A 17,590-nucleotide genomic window follows, 5' to 3' on the forward strand; every position below is an offset into this window, starting at 1 on the left:
GCAGGGAAGAAGGAACCATCACCATGACGGACATCGACTGGGACGAGCTGCGCCAGGTCGCCGCTGAGGCCATGACCAAGGCGTACGCGCCGTACTCGCGCTACCGCGTGGGGGCGGCGGCGCTCGTCAGCGACGGGCGGATCGTGGCCGGCTGCAACGTCGAGAACGCCTCGTACGGCGTCACGCTGTGCGCCGAGTGCGCGCTCGTGGGCGACCTGTTCATGTCCGGCGGCGGCCAGCTCGTCGCCTTCGTGTGCGTGAACAACGACGGCGAGACCATCATGCCCTGCGGCCGATGCCGGCAGCTGCTGTTCGAGCACGCCGTACCCGGCATGCTGCTGGAGACGGTCTCCGGCATCCGCACGATCGACGAGGTGCTGCCCGATGCGTTCGGGCCGCGCGACCTGGAGGAAGCACGATGACCGCTGGACAGGCTCAGGGAGCCATCGAGCCGTTCGACGCGGTCGATGTGATCCGGGCCAAGCGCGACGGGGGCGTCGTGCCCGAGCCCGCTCTGCGGTGGATGGTCGACGCCTACACGCGCGGCTATGTGTCCGACGCGCAGATGGCCTCCTTCGCGATGGCGATCTTCCAGCGCGGCATGGAGCGCGACGAGATCCGCGTGCTCACCGATGCGATGATCGCGTCCGGCGAGCGGATGAGCTTCGCGACCCTCGGCAAGAAGACCGTGGACAAGCACTCCACGGGCGGCGTCGGCGACAAGATCACCCTGCCGCTCGCGCCGCTTGTCGCCTCGTTCGGCGTGGCGGTCCCGCAGCTCAGCGGCCGCGGTCTCGGCCACACCGGCGGGACGCTCGACAAGCTGGAGTCGATCCCCGGCTGGCGCGCGGCGCTCAGCAACGAGGAGATGTTCGCGCAGATGCAGGGTGACGTCGGGGCCGTGATCTGCGCCGCGGGCTCTGGTCTCGCTCCCGCCGACAAGAAGCTCTACGCGCTCCGCGACGTGACCGGCACCGTGGAGGCCATCCCGCTGATCGCCTCCAGCATCATGTCGAAGAAGATCGCCGAGGGGACCGACGCCCTCGTCCTGGACGTGAAGTTCGGCTCCGGCGCCTTCATGCAGGACATCGACCGCGCCCGCGAGCTCGCCCGCACGATGGTCGCGCTCGGCACCGACTCCGGCGTCGCCACCACGGCGCTGCTGACCGACATGAACGTCCCGCTGGGCCGCGCGATCGGCAACGCCAACGAGGTCCGCGAGTCGGTCGAGATCCTCGCCGGCGGGGGACCCGCCGACGTGCGGGAGCTGACCATCGCGCTCGCCAGGGAGATGCTCGCCCTGGCCGGCCGGCCCGATGCGGACGTGGAGGCGGCGCTGGACGAGGGCCGCGCCATGGACACCTGGAAGGCGATGATCCGCGCCCAGGACGGCGACCCCGACGCGGCCCTCCCGGTCGCGCGGGAGACGCACGTCGTCACGGCGCCCGCGGACGGCGTCGTGACCCGGATGGACGCGCTCCCCTTCGGCATCGCCGCGTGGCGTCTCGGCGCCGGCCGCGCGCGGGCCGACGACCCGGTGATCTTCGAGGCGGGCATCGACCTGCACGCGAAGCCGGGCGACCGGGTCGCCGCCGGGCAGCCGCTGTTCACCCTGTCGGCGGCGGACGAGGCGCGCTTCCCCCGGGCCATCGAGGCACTCGAAGGGGCCTGGGAGCTCGGCGACGAGGCGCCGACCGTGGGTCCGATCGTCCGCGAGCGCATCACGGCGTGAGGCCCGGGCGCTAGCCTGGACGGACACCCCGCGACCGAGAGGATCCCCATGTCGATCGATGCGAACGGCGACGTCGCCATCCAGGGCGTCTCCCTGCGGAGTCTGCCGAAGGTGTCGCTGCACGACCACCTGGACGGCGCCGTGCGTCCGGCCACGATCATCGAGCTCGCCGACGCGATCGGTCTCGACCTCCCGGCCTCCGACCCGGCGGCGCTCGGCTCCTGGTTCGCGACGAAGAGCGACGCAGGGTCGCTGGAGGAGTACCTGAAGACCTTCGAGCTCACCACCGCGGTCATGCAGACCCGGGAGGGACTGACCCGGGTGGCGCGCGAGTTCGTGCAGGACCTCGCGGCCGACGGCGTCATCTACGGCGAGGTGCGCTGGGCACCGGAACAGCACCAGGCCGGCGGTCTCTCGCTGGAGGACGCCGTCGAGGCCGTGCAGCAGGGGATCGAGGAGGGCGAGGACGCGGCGGACCGGGACGTTCGCAGCATCCGCGTCGGACAGCTCCTGACCGCCATGCGGCACACCGACCGCGCCAGGGAGATCGCCGAGCTCGCTGTGGACTTCCGCGGACGGGGGGCCGTCGGCTTCGACATCGCCGGACCCGAGGACGGCTTCCCGCCGTCCGACCACCGCGCGGCATTCGACTACCTCGCCGAGAACTTCTTCCCGGTGACCGTGCACGCGGGCGAGGCGGCGGGCCTCGCCTCGATCCGCTCGGCCCTGCTGGACGGTCGTGCGCTCCGGCTCGGACACGGCGTCCGCATCGCGGAGGACCTCGAGGTCGTCACGCAGGAGGGCGACGAGGTGCAGGTGCGCTTCGGCGACCTCGCGCGCTGGGTGCGCGACCGGGAGATCCCGCTGGAGCTCTCCCCGTCGTCGAACCTGCAGACGGGGGCCGTCGCCGCGTGGGGCAAGACGCTCGCCGATCACCCGTTCGACCTGCTCTACCAGCTCGGCTTCGCGGTGACCGTGAACGTGGACAACCGCACCATGAGCGCCACCTCGCTCACCAGGGAGCTGGCCCTCCTCGTGCAGACCTTCGAGTACGACCTCGACGACCTCGAGGCCTTCCAGTTCAACGCCGCCGCCGCGGCCTTCCTCCCCGTCGAGGAACGGGAGGAACTCGTCGAGATGATCGCCGAGGGCTTCGACGCCTGACATGCGCTCCGGGGGGAGGTCGTCGCGTTCACGAGCCGGAGTCGTCGGCGCGCTCGTCGCCGTCGTCATCGTCGGAGGGGCCGTCGCGGCGTTCGCGGGGCTCCATCGCACGCCGGAAGAGCGGATTCCGAAGGCCCAGGGCAGCGTCACGGCGCCTCCGCTCACGCCGTCGCAGCAGATCCTGGCGGACGCGGACGATCCCCGCGCGTGCGCGGTCACCTTCCGCGGCGAGGGGGCGCCGACCGCGCCGATGCTGCAGCTCCAGGACGAGCCGTATCGGGGGCTGCCGATCCCGCGGCTCGACGGTCGGGTGTTCGCGGGCTGGTACGCCAGCGCCGACGCTGCCGCCGCCTTCACGGTGGAAGCTCGGGTGAACGGCGCGGATCCGGTCGCGTGCGAGCAGCAGCAGACGGAGCTCTTCGCCGCCTGGAAGACGCCCGAGGAGAACGCGGCCGAGGGCGTGCGCGTGCCCATCCTGATGTACCACCAGTTCACGGCCGACCCGGCGGGGGAGAAGGGGTGGCTTCGCGGCAATTACGCGTACATCGGCGACTTCGAGGCGCACATGGCGCACATCGCGACCACCGGCTTCTATCTGCCGACCTGGGACGAGCTCAGCGCGTTCATCGACGGGCGGCTCTCCCTCCCGGCGCGGAGCGTCATCATCACCGACGACGACGCCGATCAGACGTGGTTCGACCTCGCGGTGCCGGTGGTGGACGCGCACCGGCTCCTCAGCACCTCGTTCATGGTCACGGCCTATCGTCAGGACCCCGCGCCCTCGCCGTGGGTCCAGCGGCGCTCGCACACCCATGACATGCATCAGGCCGGCGAGGACGGCAGGGGACGCATGGTCAACGGGACGCCCGCGCAGATCGCCGCCGATCTCACCACGTCGGGGGACGTGCTCGGCGTCCGCGAGGTGGTGGCCTACCCGTTCGGCCACTACGACGACACGGCGAAGGAGGGCGTCCGCCAGGCGGGCTACGAGCTGGCGCGGACCATCGATCCCGGATACGTGGTGATCGGGACGGACAAGCTGGCCCTCCCCGTCGTGCGCATCGACTACGGAATGGGCCTGGATGCCCTGGTGTCGCGCATCGGGTGACCCCGCACGAGGCGCGAGGATGAGGGCATGCCCGCTTCCGTCTTCCTCGCCGGTCCCGCCTCCTGGAACCGCATGGTCCTCCTCGACCGACTCCCCGAGCCCGTGCCGCACATGCAGTTCGCGCAGGCGAGCTGGGAGACGGTCGGCGGCACGAGTGCGGGCAAGGCGCTGAGCCTGACGGCGCTCGGCCGATCCGTCGTGCTGCATGCCGTCGCCGGGGAGGACGAGGAGGGGCACCGGGTGCGTGCGGCACTGGAGGCGGCCGGGGTGGTCGCGCAGTGGACGGACGGCACCACGGAGCGGCACCTCAACCTCATGACGGCGCAGGGCGACCGGGTGTCGCTGTACCTCTCCACTCCAGCGGAGACGACAGGCGCGGACGACGCCGCGCACGCCGCCGAGATGGCCGCGGCCGACGCCGTCGTGCTCGATCTGGCCGCCGAGCCGCGGCGGCTGCTCCCGCTCGCGGCGGCCAGTGGCACGCCGCTCTGGGTCGACGTGCACGACTACGACGGCGTCGACGGGTACCACCGGCCCTTCCTGGCGGCGGCCGCGGCGGTCTTCTGCAACGCGGATCGGCTGGCCGCGCCGGTGGAGTTCCTCCGCGCCGTCGTCGCGGAGGGAGCGGCGTTCGCGGTGTGCACGCTCGGCGCGGAGGGAGCGGTCGCGGTCGGAGCGGACGGCGCCGAGCTGCGGGTGCCCGCGCTGCCGACCACCGTCGTCGACACCAATGGCGCGGGCGACGCGTTCCTGGCCGGAGTCCTCGACGCGCGGCTGGCGGGGGCGGACCTGGCGTCGGCGCTCTCGGCGGGCGCGCGGTCTGCCGCCGGGGTCCTCACCACCCGGCACCTGCATCCGCTGCTCGACCCCATCCTCGGGGATCCGCGGGCGGCCTAGGGAGCGATCTGCTCCAGGAAGCCGCCGACGACCTCGGTGACCTCGGCGTGCATCTCGTCGTCGTCGATGGTCGGGGTACCGTCACCGGACTGGGGCCCGTAGTCGCCGAAGGAGGCGTGGGAGGCGCCGTCGATCTCGACGAACTCGGCGTCCGCGGGGAGCTCGGAGCGGGCGTCCGCGATCTTCTCGGGTGTGGAGAGGCCGTCCTCACTGCCGGAGACGCTGAGCACCGGGAGGTCGGTTCCGGCGAGGTCGGTCGCGCAGTAGGAGGCGAAGAGGACGAGGGCATCGGCGTCCGTCGCGAGCTGGCAGGCGCGCACCCCGCCGAGGGAGTGGCCGCCCACGGCCCAGGTGTCCACGTCGGGCGCGGCACTCGTGAACGAGCCGAGGCCGCGGGGATCGAAGAAGGCGAGGTTGAGCCAGGGCCGCGTGATCACGACCGTGGTGCCCTCCTCCGCGATCCCTTGGAGGATCGAGGCGTAGGCCCACGGGTCGACCTTCGCCCCCGGGATGAAGACGAGTCCGCGGTCGGACGAGCCGTCCGCAGGCTCCAGGACGATCCCCTCCTCGGCATCGGTCACCGTGATCGCGGGGTTCTCCCGGACGGCGGCGAGCGGTTCGGGCTCCGCGGCCATGACGCCGACCTGGCTCCACACGAGGATCCCGCCGACGGCGAGCACGAGGACGATCGCCACACTCCACAGGACTCGTCTCAGGACGCGGCGTCGGGGCTTCTGCTGCACAACAGCAACGCTACTCCCGTCCGGACGCCGCGTCCGCTCAGCCGGCGAGTGCCGCCTGGCGGAGTGCCACGGCGTCGCGGACGGCGGCGAAGAGCGGGTGCTCCGGATCGAGCCCCGTGGTGCGGACGGTGAAGCCTGCGGGGTCTTCGGAGCGGAGCAGCGTCTGCAGCTCGACCGCCTGCTCGTCGCCAGGGTCGTCGAACTCCAGCGCGGCGGCGACGGCCGCCACGAGCGCGTCCGTCGACAGCCCGTGCTCGGCGGCCATCGCCGCGGGACCGATGAAGCGCTCGTGCCGGGAGATCTTCCGCAGCGGCTGCCGGCCGACGCGCTGCACGGTGTCCACGAGCGCGGGATTGCGGAACCGCTCGAGGATGGTCGCGCGGTACTGCGCGAGCTCCGTGGGGTCGAGACCGTGTTCGACGACCAGCACCGCCGAGGTCTCCTCCAGGGCGGCGGAGACCTGCGCGGCGATCGCCTCGTCCGCGAGGGCGTCCGAGATCCGCTCGATGCCCGCCCGTGCACCGAAGTACGCGGTGGCGGCATGACCCGTGTTCACCGTGAAGAGCTTGCGCTCGATGTACGGAGCGAGGTCGTCGACGAAGTGGGCGCCGGGGATGCGCGGCGGGGTGTCGCCGAACGGCCGGGCCTCGATCGCCCACTCGAAGTACGGCTCCACCGTGACGTCGATGCCGCCGCCCTCCGGCTGCGCGGGCACGATCCGGTCGACGGCGGTGTTCGCGAACACGGCGCGGCCGAGCAGCGTATCGGCGTCCGGCCCCGCCGCGGCGACGATCTCCTGCCGCAGTTGATCGGTGGCGCCGATGGCGTTCTCGCAGGCCATCACCTGCAGCGGCGCGGCTTCGGGGGAGCGCAGCGCGAGTCCGGCGACGATCGACGGGGCGACGAACCGCAGCACGGTGGGGCCCACGGCGGTCGTGACGACGTCGGCCGTCGCCACCTCCTCCGCGACCACGGCGGGGTCCGTGCGGCTGTTCACCGCACGGAACCCGGAGACGACGTGGTCGGTCCCTCCGGGGCCGGCTTCGTGCACGGTGTACGAATCCGCCCGGTCGATCGCCTCCACGAGCGCGTCCGCGACGTCGCTGAACACGACCTCGTAACCGCCCTCGTGCAGGAGCAGGCCGACGAAACCGCGCCCGATGTTGCCCGCCCCGAAGTGGACCGCCTTCATCCCTCGTTCACCTCCGAGAGGAGAGCGAACAGCTCGTCCGGCGTCGCCGCCGCTTCCAGCCGGGCGACGTCGTCCTCCTCGGAGAAGAGGATCGCGATGCGCGACAGGATGTCGAGGTGCTCGTCGCCGACGCCGGCGATGCCGATCACGAACCGCGCCTGCTCGCCGTCCCAGTCGACGCCGCCGTCGTAGCGGACGACGGAGAGGGCGGAGGCGAGGATGGCGTCCTTCGCCTCGTTCGTGCCGTGCGGGATGGCCAGGCCGTTGCCCATGTACGTCGACACCGTCTCCTCGCGCTGGCGCATCGCGTCGACGTACGCCGGGGTCACCGCACCGGCGGCGACGAGGATGTCCGTCGCCTCCTGGAGGGCGTCGTCGCGCGACGCGCCTCCCGGGTGGATGCGGACCTGCTCGGCAGTGAGAACGCTCATTCTTCGTCCTTTCGCTGTTCCTTGACCATCTCGACGACCTCGTCGTACTTCGGCGAGTTCATGAAGTTGTCCACCGACACGTGCAGGGAGTCCGGCGACTTCGCCGTGGCCCGGTCGGTGAGCTGCTGCTGCGTGATGACCACGTCGGCGGCGCCGTCGAGGTTGGCGATCGCGGCGTTCGTGACGGTGACGCCCTCGATGCCGGCCTTCTTCAGCTTGTTGCGGAGCACGCTGGCACCCATGGCGGACGAGCCCATGCCGGCGTCGCACGCGAACACGATGGTCTCGATCGGGGCCGCCGCGACGGCGGTGGTGGCGGGAGCCGGCGTGGTCTCCGGAGCCGTCGTCGCGGTCGAGGTGCGCAGGGCGTCCATCGCCGCGGACGACTTGCCCTTGTTCGCCTCGGTCTGTGCGATGGCCGCCCCGAACGCGTCGCCCTCGGCGGCGAGGTCGCGCTTGCGCGAGGCCCGCAGGATGACGCCGGTGATGAGGAACGTCACGGTCGCCGCGATGATGACCGAGAGGTAGACGACGAGGAGGTTGGCGACGCCTGGCCCGATGGCCGCGGCGGTCACGGCGATGATGCTGCCCGGGGCCGCCGGGAAGGCGAGCCCGCCGCCGAGGACCATGTTGGTGGTCACACCGGCCGCTCCACCCGCGATGAGCGCGAGGATCGTGGTCGGCTTGCTGAGCGCGTACGGGAAGTAGATCTCGTGGATGCCGCCGAAGAACTGGATGATGGCGGCACCGGGAGCGGAGGCCTTCGCCGCGCCGACCCCGAAGAAGGTGAAGGCGAGCAGCAGACCGAGGCCGGGGCCGGGGTTCGCCTCGATGAGGAAGAGGATCGACTTGCCCGTCTCCGCGGCCTGCTCGATCCCCAGCGGGGTGAACACGCCGTGGTTGATGGCGTTGTTGAGGAACAGCACCTTGGCCGGCTCGACGATGATCGACACGAGCGGCAGCAGGTTGAGCGAGACGAGCCAGTCGACGGCCGCCCCCAGCGCGGCGCTGATGCCGAGCATGACCGGGCCGAAGGCGAAGAACCCGACGATGGCGAGGATCATGCCGAGGATGCCGGCGGAGAAGTTGTTGACGAGCATCTCGAAGCCGGGGCGGATCTTGCCGTCCCACAGCTTGTCGACCTGCTTCATGATCCACGCGGCGATCGGGCCCATGATCATGGCGCCGAGGAACATCGGGATGTTCGTCCCGACGATCACGCCGACGGTCGCGATCGTGGCGACCACGCCGCCGCGCTCGCCGTAGACCATGCGTCCGGCCGTGTTCGCGATCAGGAGGGGCAGCAGGTAGGTGACCATCGGGCCGACCAGGCCCACGTAGGCCAGGATGTTGCCGTCCGCGCCCTCGGCGACCGCGGTCATCGCGCCCTGCCAGCCGAGGACGGCGGAGTCGCCGCCGCCGCCGATGATCTCGGCGACGCCGGCCCAGTGCCAGCCGAACGGGCTCTCGGCCCCGAAGAAACCCTTCGGGATGAAGAGCATCGTGATGAAGCCCCAGGCGATGAAGGCCGCGATGTTCGGCATGATCATGCCGGAGAGGAACGTGCCGAAACGCTGCACGCCCACGCGGAGGCCACCGGGGGCGGTGGCGGCGGGTGACGTCGTCGTCATGATGTGGTCTCTTTCTGATGAGGGGGGAGTGCCGCGGCGAGGGTCGCCGCAGCGGTGCGGGCGGAGGGGGCGTCGTCCGCGCCGAGCGCGGCTTCCGCGAGACGGAGGGCATCGTCGCGAGTCCGGGCGGCGAGCGCCTGGCGGACGTCGGCGAGGGCGGACGGTGCCATGGACAGGCTCGTCGCACCGAGGCCCACGAGGACGACGGCGAGCAGCGGATCGGCCGCGGCCTCGCCGCAGATGCCGACGGGCTTGCCGAGACGGGCACCGGCCGCACCGACCTCGCGCACCAGGCGCAGCACCGCGGGGTGCCAGGGATCCTGGAACGACGCGACGGAACCGAGCAGCCGGTCCGCGGCCATCGTGTACTGCGTGAGGTCGTTGGTGCCGATGGATGCGAAGTCGGCGTGCGCGAGCACCCGGTCGGCGAGCAAGGCGCTGGAGGGCACCTCGACCATGACGCCGGCTGTCTTCAGCCCGTACTCGCGGGCGAGACCGGTGAAGTACACGGTCTCCTCGACGGTGGCCACCATGGGTGCCATGACCCACAGGTCGGCGTCGGTCGCGGCGTCGGCCTCGGCCAGCGCGGTCAGCTGCTCGCGGAGGATGTCCTCGCTCGCGCGGAGCGCCCGCAGGCCGCGCAATCCCAGGGCCGGGTTCTCCTCGTGTGCGTCGTTGAGGAATGCCAGCGGCTTGTCGGCCCCCGCGTCGAGCATCCGCACGACGACCTTCTTGCCGGGGAAGGCCTCCAGGAGCTCGCGGTAGGCGTCCCGCTGCTGGGCGACCGTCGGCGCCTGCGACGCGGAGAGGAACAGGAACTCCGTCCGGAACAGGCCGACGCCCTCGGCCCCCCGCGCGACCGCGTCGGCGGCGTCGGCGGGCTTCCCCAGGTTCGCGAGCAGCGCGACCGGCGTGCCGTCGGCGAGGGCGCCGGGGGTGAGCGGGGCGTCGTCGGCGGCGCGGCGGGCGGCGGCGCGCTCGGCGGCGCGGGCGCGCTCGTCATCGGTCGGCTCACGGGTGATGACTCCCGCGGCCGCGTCGACGATCACGGTCTCCCCGGTCGTCAGGGCGTGCCCGTCGCCGACGCCGACCACGGCCACGATGCCCTTCTCCCTGGCGAGGATCGCCGTGTGGGAGGTCGGGCCGCCGTCGGTGGTGACGAGGGCGAGCACCTGGTCGAGGTTCAGCAGTGCGGTGTCGGCGGGCGCGAGGTCACGCGCCACGAGGACGAACGGGTGCCCAGGGTCGGGCACGCCGGGGGCCTCCACGCCGCGCAGCCGGGCGAGCACCCGCTGCGCGATGTCGTCGAGATCGGCGGCGCGCTCACCGAGGTAGCCGCCGACGGCTTCGAGCGTGGCCCGGAAACCCGCGAAGGCGTCGTGCACGGCCCACTCCGCGGTGGCGCCGGCGTCGATCCTGCTGTCGACCTCGTCCTGCAGGGTGGGGTCCTCGGCGATCATCGCCTGCGCCTCGAGCACCTCCTGCGCCGCACCACCGGCGGCCTCGCCGCGCTGGGTCAGCTCCTGCGCCACGACGGCGACGGCCTCGCGGACCCGCGCACGCTCGGTGTCCGCCCCCGCGGTGCTCGGCGTGTTCTCGGGCGCGGGCAGCGCCTCAGTCATGCGGACGACCGGTCCCTGCGCGACGCCGAGACCGATGCCCACCCCTCGCAGCGCGCTCATCCGGCGGCGTCCTGGTCGTGGTCGGTGGTCAGCAGCTCGGTGAGCGTGTCCAGGACCCCCTCTGCGCCGTCGCCGTCGGCCGTGAGCGTCACGTAGTCGCCGTGCTCGATGGCCAGGGCGATCACCCCGAGGATGCTCGCGGCGTTGACCGGCTTGCCGGAGTCCTTGGCGATCGTGACCGCGAGGCCGGAGTCCTTCGCGGCCTGCGCGAAGATCTTGGCGGGCCGGGCGTGCAGTCCATGCGAGGAGCCGATGCGTACGGTGCGGGTGGCGGTCATGGTGTTCCTTTCGGGGCCCCGCCGGCAGCGGCGAGGGTCGACTGGGCGAGGAGAAGCGTGCGGCCGCCGTCGCGATCGGCGAACACGTCATCCGGCAAGACCGCGACGGGCGCGCGGGTCAGGTCGCGGATGGCGCCGAGGCGCTCGCGGAGGTGTGGGCCCACGAGGACGAGGTCGTGCCCTCCGAGGGAGACGGTGCTCTCGACGCCGGCGTCCGCGTCCCAGTCCAGTCCCGCCGCGGCGGCGGCGGTGCGCAGGCGCTGGGCGACGAACGTGCTCGACGCCCCGGCGCCGCAGACCACGAGAATCCTCATCGATGTCACCTTCCTGAGAACAGTCTGGGAAACCAGGCCGCGGTGGCACCAACACGTTCTCTTCCGCCCCTGCGGAACCCTGCTCGCCGCGCCCCTGTCGCCGGAGGCTGTCATCATGGAGAGCAGTCGGACAGTGCCGTCAGCACGGGAACTCGGAGGGATCATGTCGCGCCAGCGTCAGGACCAGCTCCTCGCCGCCCTGCTGCGCGAGGAGGGCTGGGCGACCGCGGGCACGCTGGCCGACCTCCTCGGCGTGACGCCCCGCAGCATCCGTTCCTACGTCGCGGCCCTGAACGCCCGCACGCCCGGCGCCGCGGTCGTCGAGTCCGGCCCGGCGGGCTATCGGGCGGGCCCCGGTGCCCGCGGTGCGCTCCGGGTGCGGCAGGGCGGCGACTCCGCGCCCCGCGAACGGCTGCACGCCCTGGTCCGGCTGCTGCTGGACGCGGAGGAGGGGATCGACGTCTTCGACACCGCGGACGCCCTGCATGTGAGCGAAGCGACGCTGGAGGCGGACCTCGTGCGGGTGCGCGGCCTCCTCGACGGCACCGACCTGACGCTCGAACGCGCACGGGAGCGGGTGCGGCTCCGCGGAGACGAGGCCGCCCAGCGCCGGCTGCTCAGCCGCCTCGCGCACGACGAGATGGACGACGCCTCCTTCCACCCCGAGATCTTCCGGCGGGCCCTCTCCGGCACGGCGGTGGATGCGCGGGCGGTGGGACCCTTCAAGTCCGCCCTGGTGGGAGAGCTCGGCGAGCTCGGCTACTACGTCAACGAACTCGCGATCGCCGACGTGCTGCTGCACATCGCGATCGCCGCCGAGCGGGTGGCCGCCGGGCGCGCCCTCGACGCGCCGCCGGTGGGAGCCCGACCGGAGATCCCGCGGGTGGGCGCGGTGATCGCCCGCCTCGCGGCCGAGCACTTCACTGTGGTCCTGGGCGAGGGCGACAGCGGTCACCTCGCCTCCCTGGTCCTCACCCGGATCGTCGCCCCCGGTGGCGAGGCGGCGCAGGAGCTCGCCCGCAGCGGCGTCGCCCCGGACGTGGAGGCGGCGGTCCGCGCGGAGATCGCGCGGGCCGCGGAGGACTACCGCGTCGACCTCGTCGACGAGACCTTCGTGCTCCGTCTCGCGCTGCACGTGCAGAACCTCCTGCGCCGCGCCGAGGAGAGCGCCCTCACCCGCAATCCGCTGACCCGCTCGCTGAAGACGACCTACCCGATGATCTTCGAGGTCGCGGTGTCGATCGCGAGCGGTCTGCACGACCGGCTCGGCACGCCCATCCACGACGACGAGATCGCCTACATCGCCATGCACGTCGGGGGCCGGCTGGAACGGAGCCGCAAGGCGGAGTCCATCCTCACCGCGACCATCGTCTGCCCCGGCTACTACGAGCTCCACGAACTCCTGCGCTCGAGCGTGGACCGTTCGCTGGGCTCCGCGATCGAGGTCACCAGCGTCGTCACGAACGTCGACCCGGACTGGGCGTCGTTCGACACCGACCTGGTGCTGAGCACGATCGAGCCCGGGGCCTCGGGCGACCGGTTCGTGCGCATCCAGCCGTTCCTCACGGACGCGGACGTCGACCGCATCCAGCAGGCCGCCGGGCGTCTGCGCCGGGGGCGGCGGCTGGCCCGGCTCCGAGAGGAGCTCGCGCGCTACTTCCACCCCGACGCCTTCGTGCATCCTCTTCCGGACGACGGGGAGGAGGCCATCATCCGGCGGCTCGGCGCGCCGCTCGTGCGGGCCGGCCTGATCGGCGACGACTACGTGGAGAACACGATCGTCCGGGAGCGCATGTCCTCCACGGCGTTCACCGACGCGCTGGCCGTGCCGCATGCGCTGCAGATGACCGCGGCCCGCACGGCGATCGCACTCGGCGTGGCGGAGGGGTCGGCGGCCTGGGGCGAGGGACGCGTGCAGGTCGTCGCGCTGGCCGCCTTCAGCGAGAGCGACCGCGCCGCCTTCCAGACCGTGTTCGAGCAGCTCGTGGAGGTGTTCAGCGAGCGCGAGAGCGTGCAGCGGATCGTCCGGCGCAGCGCGACCTTCGAGGGCTTCCTCGACGAGCTCGTCGCCGTGATCGACGGCTGAGGCTCAGGCGTCGGGGGCCAGCACCAGGGCGAGCTGGTCGAGGACGCTCTCCGATGCCGGGCCGGCCGGCGTCTCCAGCGTCACGACGTCTCCGGGCGCGAGGGCGAGGTCCATCACCGCGAGGACGCTGCGCAGATCCACGGCCGCGCCGTCCGCGGTGCGCAGCGTGACCGGGAGCTCGTGCGCCTGCGCGAGGCGCACGAGCTCCGCGACCGGTCGTGCGTGCACGCCGTTGTGGGCGCTGACGACGACGTGGCGGACGGGCATGGTCAGGAGCGCTCGTCCAGGAGGACCCGGACGCCCGCCTCCAGCTCGGCGACGGCCGTTGCGGCCGCCTCGGCGGAATCACCCGTGGCGTCGATGTACACCTTGAGCTTCGGCTCCGTGCCGCTCGGCCGGACGATCACCCGCGAGCCGTCCGAGAGCCGGTACCGCAGCACGTCTCCGGAGGGCTGCCCCGGAGCGCTCTGCAGCAGGTCCTCGGCCGACGCGATCGAACGCCCCGCGATCTGCGTGGGCGGAAGCGAGCGCAGCGACAGCATCACCGTGCCGATGAGCGACAGATCCGCCACCCGGACCGACACCTGCGCGCTCGCGAAGTGCCCGTACGTGTCGCCCACCTCGCGGACGAGGTCGGCGAGGGTGAGCCCGCGCTCCTGGGCCTCGGCGGCCAGGCCGAGCACGGCGACCGCGGCGGAGATGCCGTCCTTGTCGCGCACGGTCTCGGGGTTGACGAGGTAGCCCAGGGCCTCCTCGAAGCCGAAGACGATGCCAGGGGCCCGGGAGATCCACTTGAACCCGGTGAGCGTCTCGTGGAAGTCCAGCCCGTGCTGCGCGGCGATGGCGCCGAGCCCGGGGGAGGAGACGAGCGAGCAGGCGAGCGAGGCGCCCGGGGTGCCGTCCGCGGCGCGCGCGGCGCGGGCACCGAGCAGCAGGCCGACCTCGTTGCCCGTGAGACGGCGCCAGCCGTCCGCGGAGGTCTCGTCCGGGATGGCCACGGCGAGGCGGTCGGCGTCCGGATCGTTCGCGAGGATGAAGTCCGCCTTCGCCCTCCTGGCCCTGGCGAACGCGAGATCCATGGCCCCCGGCTCCTCCGGGTTCGGGAAGGAGACCGTGCGGAACGTCGCGTCCGGATGCAGCTGCTCGTCGACCACGATCGGTCGCGGGTAGCCGGCGGCATCGAGGATGCGGGCGACCGTCTCCCAGCCGACGCCGTGCATCGCGGTGTAGACCCAGCGCAGGCGGCGGGCCCCCGCGGGCGCCGGGGCGACGGCGGCGGTGGCGGCGACGTAGGCCTGGACGAGATCCTCGCCCGCGGTCTCGTAGGCGGTGGACCGCGGCAGAGCCCGCACGTCGCCGCTGTTCGCGACCCGCTGGATGTGGGCGGCGATCTCGGCGTCGGCGGGAGCGACGATCTGCGAGCCGGCATCCGCGCCGCCGAGGTACACCTTGTAGCCGTTGTCGTCCGGCGGGTTGTGGCTCGCGGTCACCATCACGCCCGCATCGGCGCCGAGGTGCCGCACGGCGAAGGCCAGCACGGGCGTCGGCAGCAGGCGGGGGAGCAGGATCGCGCGCAGGCCGGCCCCGGCGAACAGTTCCGCGGAGTCCTGGGCGAACACCCGGGAGTTCCGGCGTCCGTCGTAGCCGATCACGACCGTCGGCGTCGCCCCGGCGGCCCGCTCGCGCAGGTACGCCGCGAAGCCCGCCGCGGCCTGGGAGACGAGCACCCGGTTCATCCGGTTGCTCCCAGCCCCGAGGGCGCCGCGCAGTCCCGCCGTCCCGAACGCGAGACGGCTGCCGAAGCGGTCGTCGAGCTCCGCCACGGCGGCCTCGTCCCCGGAGGCGGCCCGGGTGACGATGCCGGCGAGCTCGTCGCGGGTCTGCGGATCCGGGTCCTGGCGCAGCCAGGCGCGGGCCTGGGCGAGCCGCTCCTCGCTCACAGGGCCTCGACCACCCGGGCCAGCAGGGCGGAGATCACCGGCTCCGCCTCGCGTCCGGCTTCGATGACCTCGGCGTGGCTGAGCGGCGTCTGCTGGATGCCGGCGGCGAGGTTCGTGATGAGCGAGAACCCGAGGATCTCCATGCCGGCCTCGCGCGCGGCGATCGCCTCGAGCGCGGTGGACATGCCGACGATGTGCCCGCCGATGTGCTTCGCCATCTGCACCTCGGCCGGGGTCTCGTAGTGCGGGCCGCGGAACTGCGTGTAGACGCCCTCGTCGAGCGTGGGGTCGACCGTGCGGGCGATGTCGCGCAGGCGCTTCGCATACAGGTCGGTGAGGTCGATGAACGTCGCGCCCTCGAGCGGGGAGTCGGCGGTGAGGTTGATGTGGTCGCTGATGAGCACGGGCTGACCGGGCTTCCACGTCTCGCGGATGCCGCCGGCGCCGTTGGTGAGGACCATGATCTTCGCCCCGGTCGCCGCGGCGGTGCGGACGCTGTGCACGACCCGGCGCACGCCGTGGTTCTCGTAGTAGTGCGTGCGGGCGCCGATGACGAGGACGTTCTTCCCGCCCGGCGTCCGGATGCTGCGCAGGGTGCCGACGTGGCCCTCCAGAGCGGGCTTCGAGAATCCGGTGACCTCGGTCGCGGGGATGGTCGCGACGGTCTCGCCGATGAGGTCGGCCGCCTTGCCCCAGCCGCTGCCGAGCGTGAGGGCGATGTCGTGCTTCTCGACGCCGGTCAGCCGCGCGATGTCGGCGGCGGCTTCGGCTGCGACCTCGAACGGGTTCGCAGCGGGGTCGTCGAGGGGGTTGCTGTGGGTTTCAGGCATGGATCCACTCTAGGAAGTGGCAGGCTCCGGTGCCAGGATTGCGGAAGAATGGAGAGCATGTCTTCCACCACTTTCGAGCGCACTCAGCGCGTCGCCGTCCTCGGCGGCGGACCCGGCGGTTACGAGGCGGCCCTGGCGGCCGCCCAGCTCGGAGCGGAGGTCACCCTCGTCGAGCGCGTCGGTGTCGGCGGTTCGGCCGTGCTCACCGACGTCGTGCCGTCGAAGAGCCTCATCGCGACGGCGGACGCCGCTGTCGCCATCTCCGAGGCCAGCGACCTGGGCGTGAACTTCTACGCCAAGGGCGAGAACGGCAAGCCGCTCAAGCCGGAGATCGCCATCAACCTCGCCGCCGTGAACAAGCGCCTCGTGGCGCTGGCCGGTCAGCAGTCCGAGGACATGCGCACCACCCTCCTCGACGCGGGCGTGCGGATCCTCTCCGGTCACGGCCGGCTGGAGGGTCCGAACGCGATCGTCGTCTCCACGGGCGAGCGGGGCACGGACTTCGACCGCGTCGAGGCCGACACCATCGTCGTCGCGGTCGGCGCCTCGCCGCGCGAGCTCGACTCCGCCAAGCCCGACGGCAAGCGCATCCTCACATGGACCCAGCTCTACGACATGAAGGCGCTGCCCGAGCACCTCATCGTCGTCGGCTCCGGCGTGACCGGCGCGGAGTTCGCGTCCGCCTACATGAACCTCGGGGCGAAGGTCACGCTCGTCTCCAGCCGCGAGCAGGTCCTCCCCGGCGAGGACCAGGATGCGGCGCGCGTGCTGGAGAAGGTGTTCAAGCGCGGCGGCATGCAGGTGCTGTCCAAGTCGCGGGCCGAGAAGGTCGAGGTCACAGGCGACGGCGTCACCGTGACCCTGTCGGACGGTCGCACCGTCGAGGGCAGCCACTGCCTCATGGCTGTCGGCTCCATCCCGAACACCGCGGGCATCGGCCTGGAGGAGGCCGGCGTCGAGCTCGACGACTCCGGTCACGTCCGGGTGAACCGCGTCGCGCGCACCTCGGTGCCGAACGTGTACGCGGTCGGGGACTGCACGAACTTCTTCCCTCTGGCCTCGGTGGCCTCGATGCAGGGGCGGACGGCGGTGTTCCACGCGCTGGGGGACATCGTCATCCCCCTCGAGCTCATCAAGATCACCTCCAACATCTTCACGGCGCCGGAGATCGCGACCGTCGGCTACGGCGTCAAGGACGTGGAGGACGGCCTCGCCGACGGCATGGTCTACAAGCTCCCGCTCGCCGCCAACCCGCGCGCGAAGATGATGGGCATCAAGGACGGCTTCGTCAAGCTCATCGCCCGCAAGGGCTCCGGCACGGTGATCGGCGGCGTGATCGTGGCGCCGAAGGCCTCGGAGCTGATCTACCCCATCGCGATCGCGGTCGAGCGTCGCCTCACCGTGGACCAGGTCTCGCGGGTCTTCGCCGCGTACCCCTCGCTCTCGAGCAGCATCACCGACGCGAGCCGCGCGATGCACCTCGTGAACATCTCCTGACCGAGACCCCGCGCAATCGCCGAGACCCCGGGCTGCAGACATCTGCAGCCCGGGGTCTCGGCGTG

At 72.2% G+C, this 17,590-nt stretch carries 17 protein-coding genes; 7 read left to right on the forward strand and 10 right to left on the reverse strand.

Going from position 1 to position 17,590, the window contains the following annotated elements; genetic code table 11:
* Window positions 1-23 precede the first annotated feature (23 nt).
* The 5 genes from BV453_RS08415 to BV453_RS08435 are packed head-to-tail and all read left to right on the forward strand — an operon-like array spanning window position 24 to window position 4,901.
* On the forward strand, window positions 24-422 hold the full coding sequence (locus BV453_RS08415) for a cytidine deaminase (protein ID WP_025105664.1): 399 nt from the start codon (window positions 24-26) through the stop codon (window positions 420-422).
* On the forward strand, window positions 419-1,732 hold the full coding sequence (locus BV453_RS08420) for a thymidine phosphorylase (RefSeq protein WP_025105665.1): 1,314 nt from the start codon (window positions 419-421) through the stop codon (window positions 1,730-1,732). The genes BV453_RS08415 and BV453_RS08420 overlap by 4 nt, the downstream gene beginning before the upstream one ends.
* A gap of 48 nt (window positions 1,733-1,780) precedes the next feature.
* The gene (locus tag BV453_RS08425) at window positions 1,781-2,896 is read left to right on the forward strand and encodes an adenosine deaminase (RefSeq protein ID WP_249521359.1); all 1,116 of its coding nucleotides are present in this window, start codon (window positions 1,781-1,783) and stop codon (window positions 2,894-2,896) included.
* 1 nt (window position 2,897) lies between these two features.
* Complete coding sequence (locus tag BV453_RS08430; protein ID WP_249521360.1) at window positions 2,898-4,004, forward strand: polysaccharide deacetylase family protein; 1,107 nt, start codon at window positions 2,898-2,900, stop codon at window positions 4,002-4,004.
* Window positions 4,005-4,031: 27 nt separating this feature from the next.
* Window positions 4,032-4,901 carry a carbohydrate kinase family protein gene (locus tag BV453_RS08435; protein WP_025105668.1) on the forward strand — a complete coding sequence of 290 codons (870 nt, stop codon included), beginning with the start codon at window positions 4,032-4,034 and terminating at the stop codon, window positions 4,899-4,901.
* Here BV453_RS08435 and BV453_RS08440 read toward each other — a convergent pair.
* Genes BV453_RS08440 through BV453_RS08470 form a run of 7 tightly spaced genes read right to left on the reverse strand, consistent with a single transcriptional unit; the run spans window position 4,898 to window position 11,172 of the window.
* Window positions 4,898-5,644, reverse strand: a complete 747-nt coding sequence (locus tag BV453_RS08440; protein ID WP_249521361.1) for an alpha/beta hydrolase — start codon at window positions 5,642-5,644, stop codon at window positions 4,898-4,900. The genes BV453_RS08435 and BV453_RS08440 overlap by 4 nt on opposite strands.
* Before the next feature lie 37 nt (window positions 5,645-5,681).
* The gene (locus BV453_RS08445) at window positions 5,682-6,836 is read right to left on the reverse strand and encodes a mannitol-1-phosphate 5-dehydrogenase (protein WP_249521362.1); all 1,155 of its coding nucleotides are present in this window, start codon (window positions 6,834-6,836) and stop codon (window positions 5,682-5,684) included.
* Window positions 6,833-7,267: a PTS sugar transporter subunit IIA gene (locus tag BV453_RS08450; protein WP_025105671.1), complete on the reverse strand. Its 435-nt coding sequence runs from the start codon at window positions 7,265-7,267 to the stop codon at window positions 6,833-6,835. Before BV453_RS08450 ends, BV453_RS08445 begins: the two co-directional genes overlap by 4 nt.
* Window positions 7,264-8,898 (reverse strand): PTS mannitol transporter subunit IICB, encoded by a 1,635-nt coding sequence (locus BV453_RS08455; protein WP_025105672.1) that lies wholly within the window; start codon window positions 8,896-8,898, stop codon window positions 7,264-7,266. The genes BV453_RS08450 and BV453_RS08455 overlap by 4 nt, the downstream gene beginning before the upstream one ends.
* Window positions 8,895-10,580, reverse strand: a complete 1,686-nt coding sequence (ptsP, locus tag BV453_RS08460; protein WP_082758338.1) for a phosphoenolpyruvate--protein phosphotransferase — start codon at window positions 10,578-10,580, stop codon at window positions 8,895-8,897. The genes BV453_RS08455 and ptsP overlap by 4 nt, the downstream gene beginning before the upstream one ends.
* Entirely contained in the window at window positions 10,577-10,858 is a 282-nt protein-coding gene (locus BV453_RS08465) for an HPr family phosphocarrier protein (RefSeq protein ID WP_062636567.1), read from the reverse strand. Before BV453_RS08465 ends, ptsP begins: the two co-directional genes overlap by 4 nt.
* The gene (locus BV453_RS08470; RefSeq protein ID WP_025105675.1) at window positions 10,855-11,172 is read right to left on the reverse strand and encodes a PTS sugar transporter subunit IIB; all 318 of its coding nucleotides are present in this window, start codon (window positions 11,170-11,172) and stop codon (window positions 10,855-10,857) included. The genes BV453_RS08465 and BV453_RS08470 overlap by 4 nt, the downstream gene beginning before the upstream one ends.
* A 163-nt stretch (window positions 11,173-11,335) precedes the next feature.
* On the opposite strand from BV453_RS08470, the gene BV453_RS08475 reads away from it, so the two are divergent.
* Window positions 11,336-13,258, forward strand: coding sequence for a PRD domain-containing protein (locus BV453_RS08475; protein ID WP_249521363.1), 1,923 nt, complete (start codon window positions 11,336-11,338; stop codon window positions 13,256-13,258).
* 3 nt (window positions 13,259-13,261) lie between these two features.
* On the opposite strand, the gene BV453_RS08480 is transcribed toward BV453_RS08475, so the two are convergent.
* From BV453_RS08480 to BV453_RS08490, 3 genes are read right to left on the reverse strand one after another with little or no spacing between them, the layout of a single operon-like run.
* Window positions 13,262-13,525 (reverse strand): HPr family phosphocarrier protein, encoded by a 264-nt coding sequence (locus BV453_RS08480; RefSeq protein WP_025105677.1) that lies wholly within the window; start codon window positions 13,523-13,525, stop codon window positions 13,262-13,264.
* Window positions 13,526-13,527: 2 nt separating this feature from the next.
* Window positions 13,528-15,198: a phospho-sugar mutase gene (locus tag BV453_RS08485; RefSeq protein WP_085606017.1), complete on the reverse strand. Its 1,671-nt coding sequence runs from the start codon at window positions 15,196-15,198 to the stop codon at window positions 13,528-13,530.
* Window positions 15,195-16,028 carry a purine-nucleoside phosphorylase gene (locus BV453_RS08490; protein ID WP_025105679.1) on the reverse strand — a complete coding sequence of 278 codons (834 nt, stop codon included), beginning with the start codon at window positions 16,026-16,028 and terminating at the stop codon, window positions 15,195-15,197. The genes BV453_RS08485 and BV453_RS08490 overlap by 4 nt, the downstream gene beginning before the upstream one ends.
* 48 nt (window positions 16,029-16,076) lie before the next feature.
* Between BV453_RS08490 and BV453_RS08495 the strand changes: the two genes are divergently transcribed.
* Window positions 16,077-17,525, forward strand: a complete 1,449-nt coding sequence (locus tag BV453_RS08495) for an NAD(P)H-quinone dehydrogenase (RefSeq protein ID WP_025105680.1) — start codon at window positions 16,077-16,079, stop codon at window positions 17,523-17,525.
* Window positions 17,526-17,590 lie beyond the last annotated feature (65 nt).

It is taken from the genome of Microbacterium sp. ER1 (assembly GCF_023383675.1).
GTDB lineage: Bacteria > Actinomycetota > Actinomycetes > Actinomycetales > Microbacteriaceae > Microbacterium.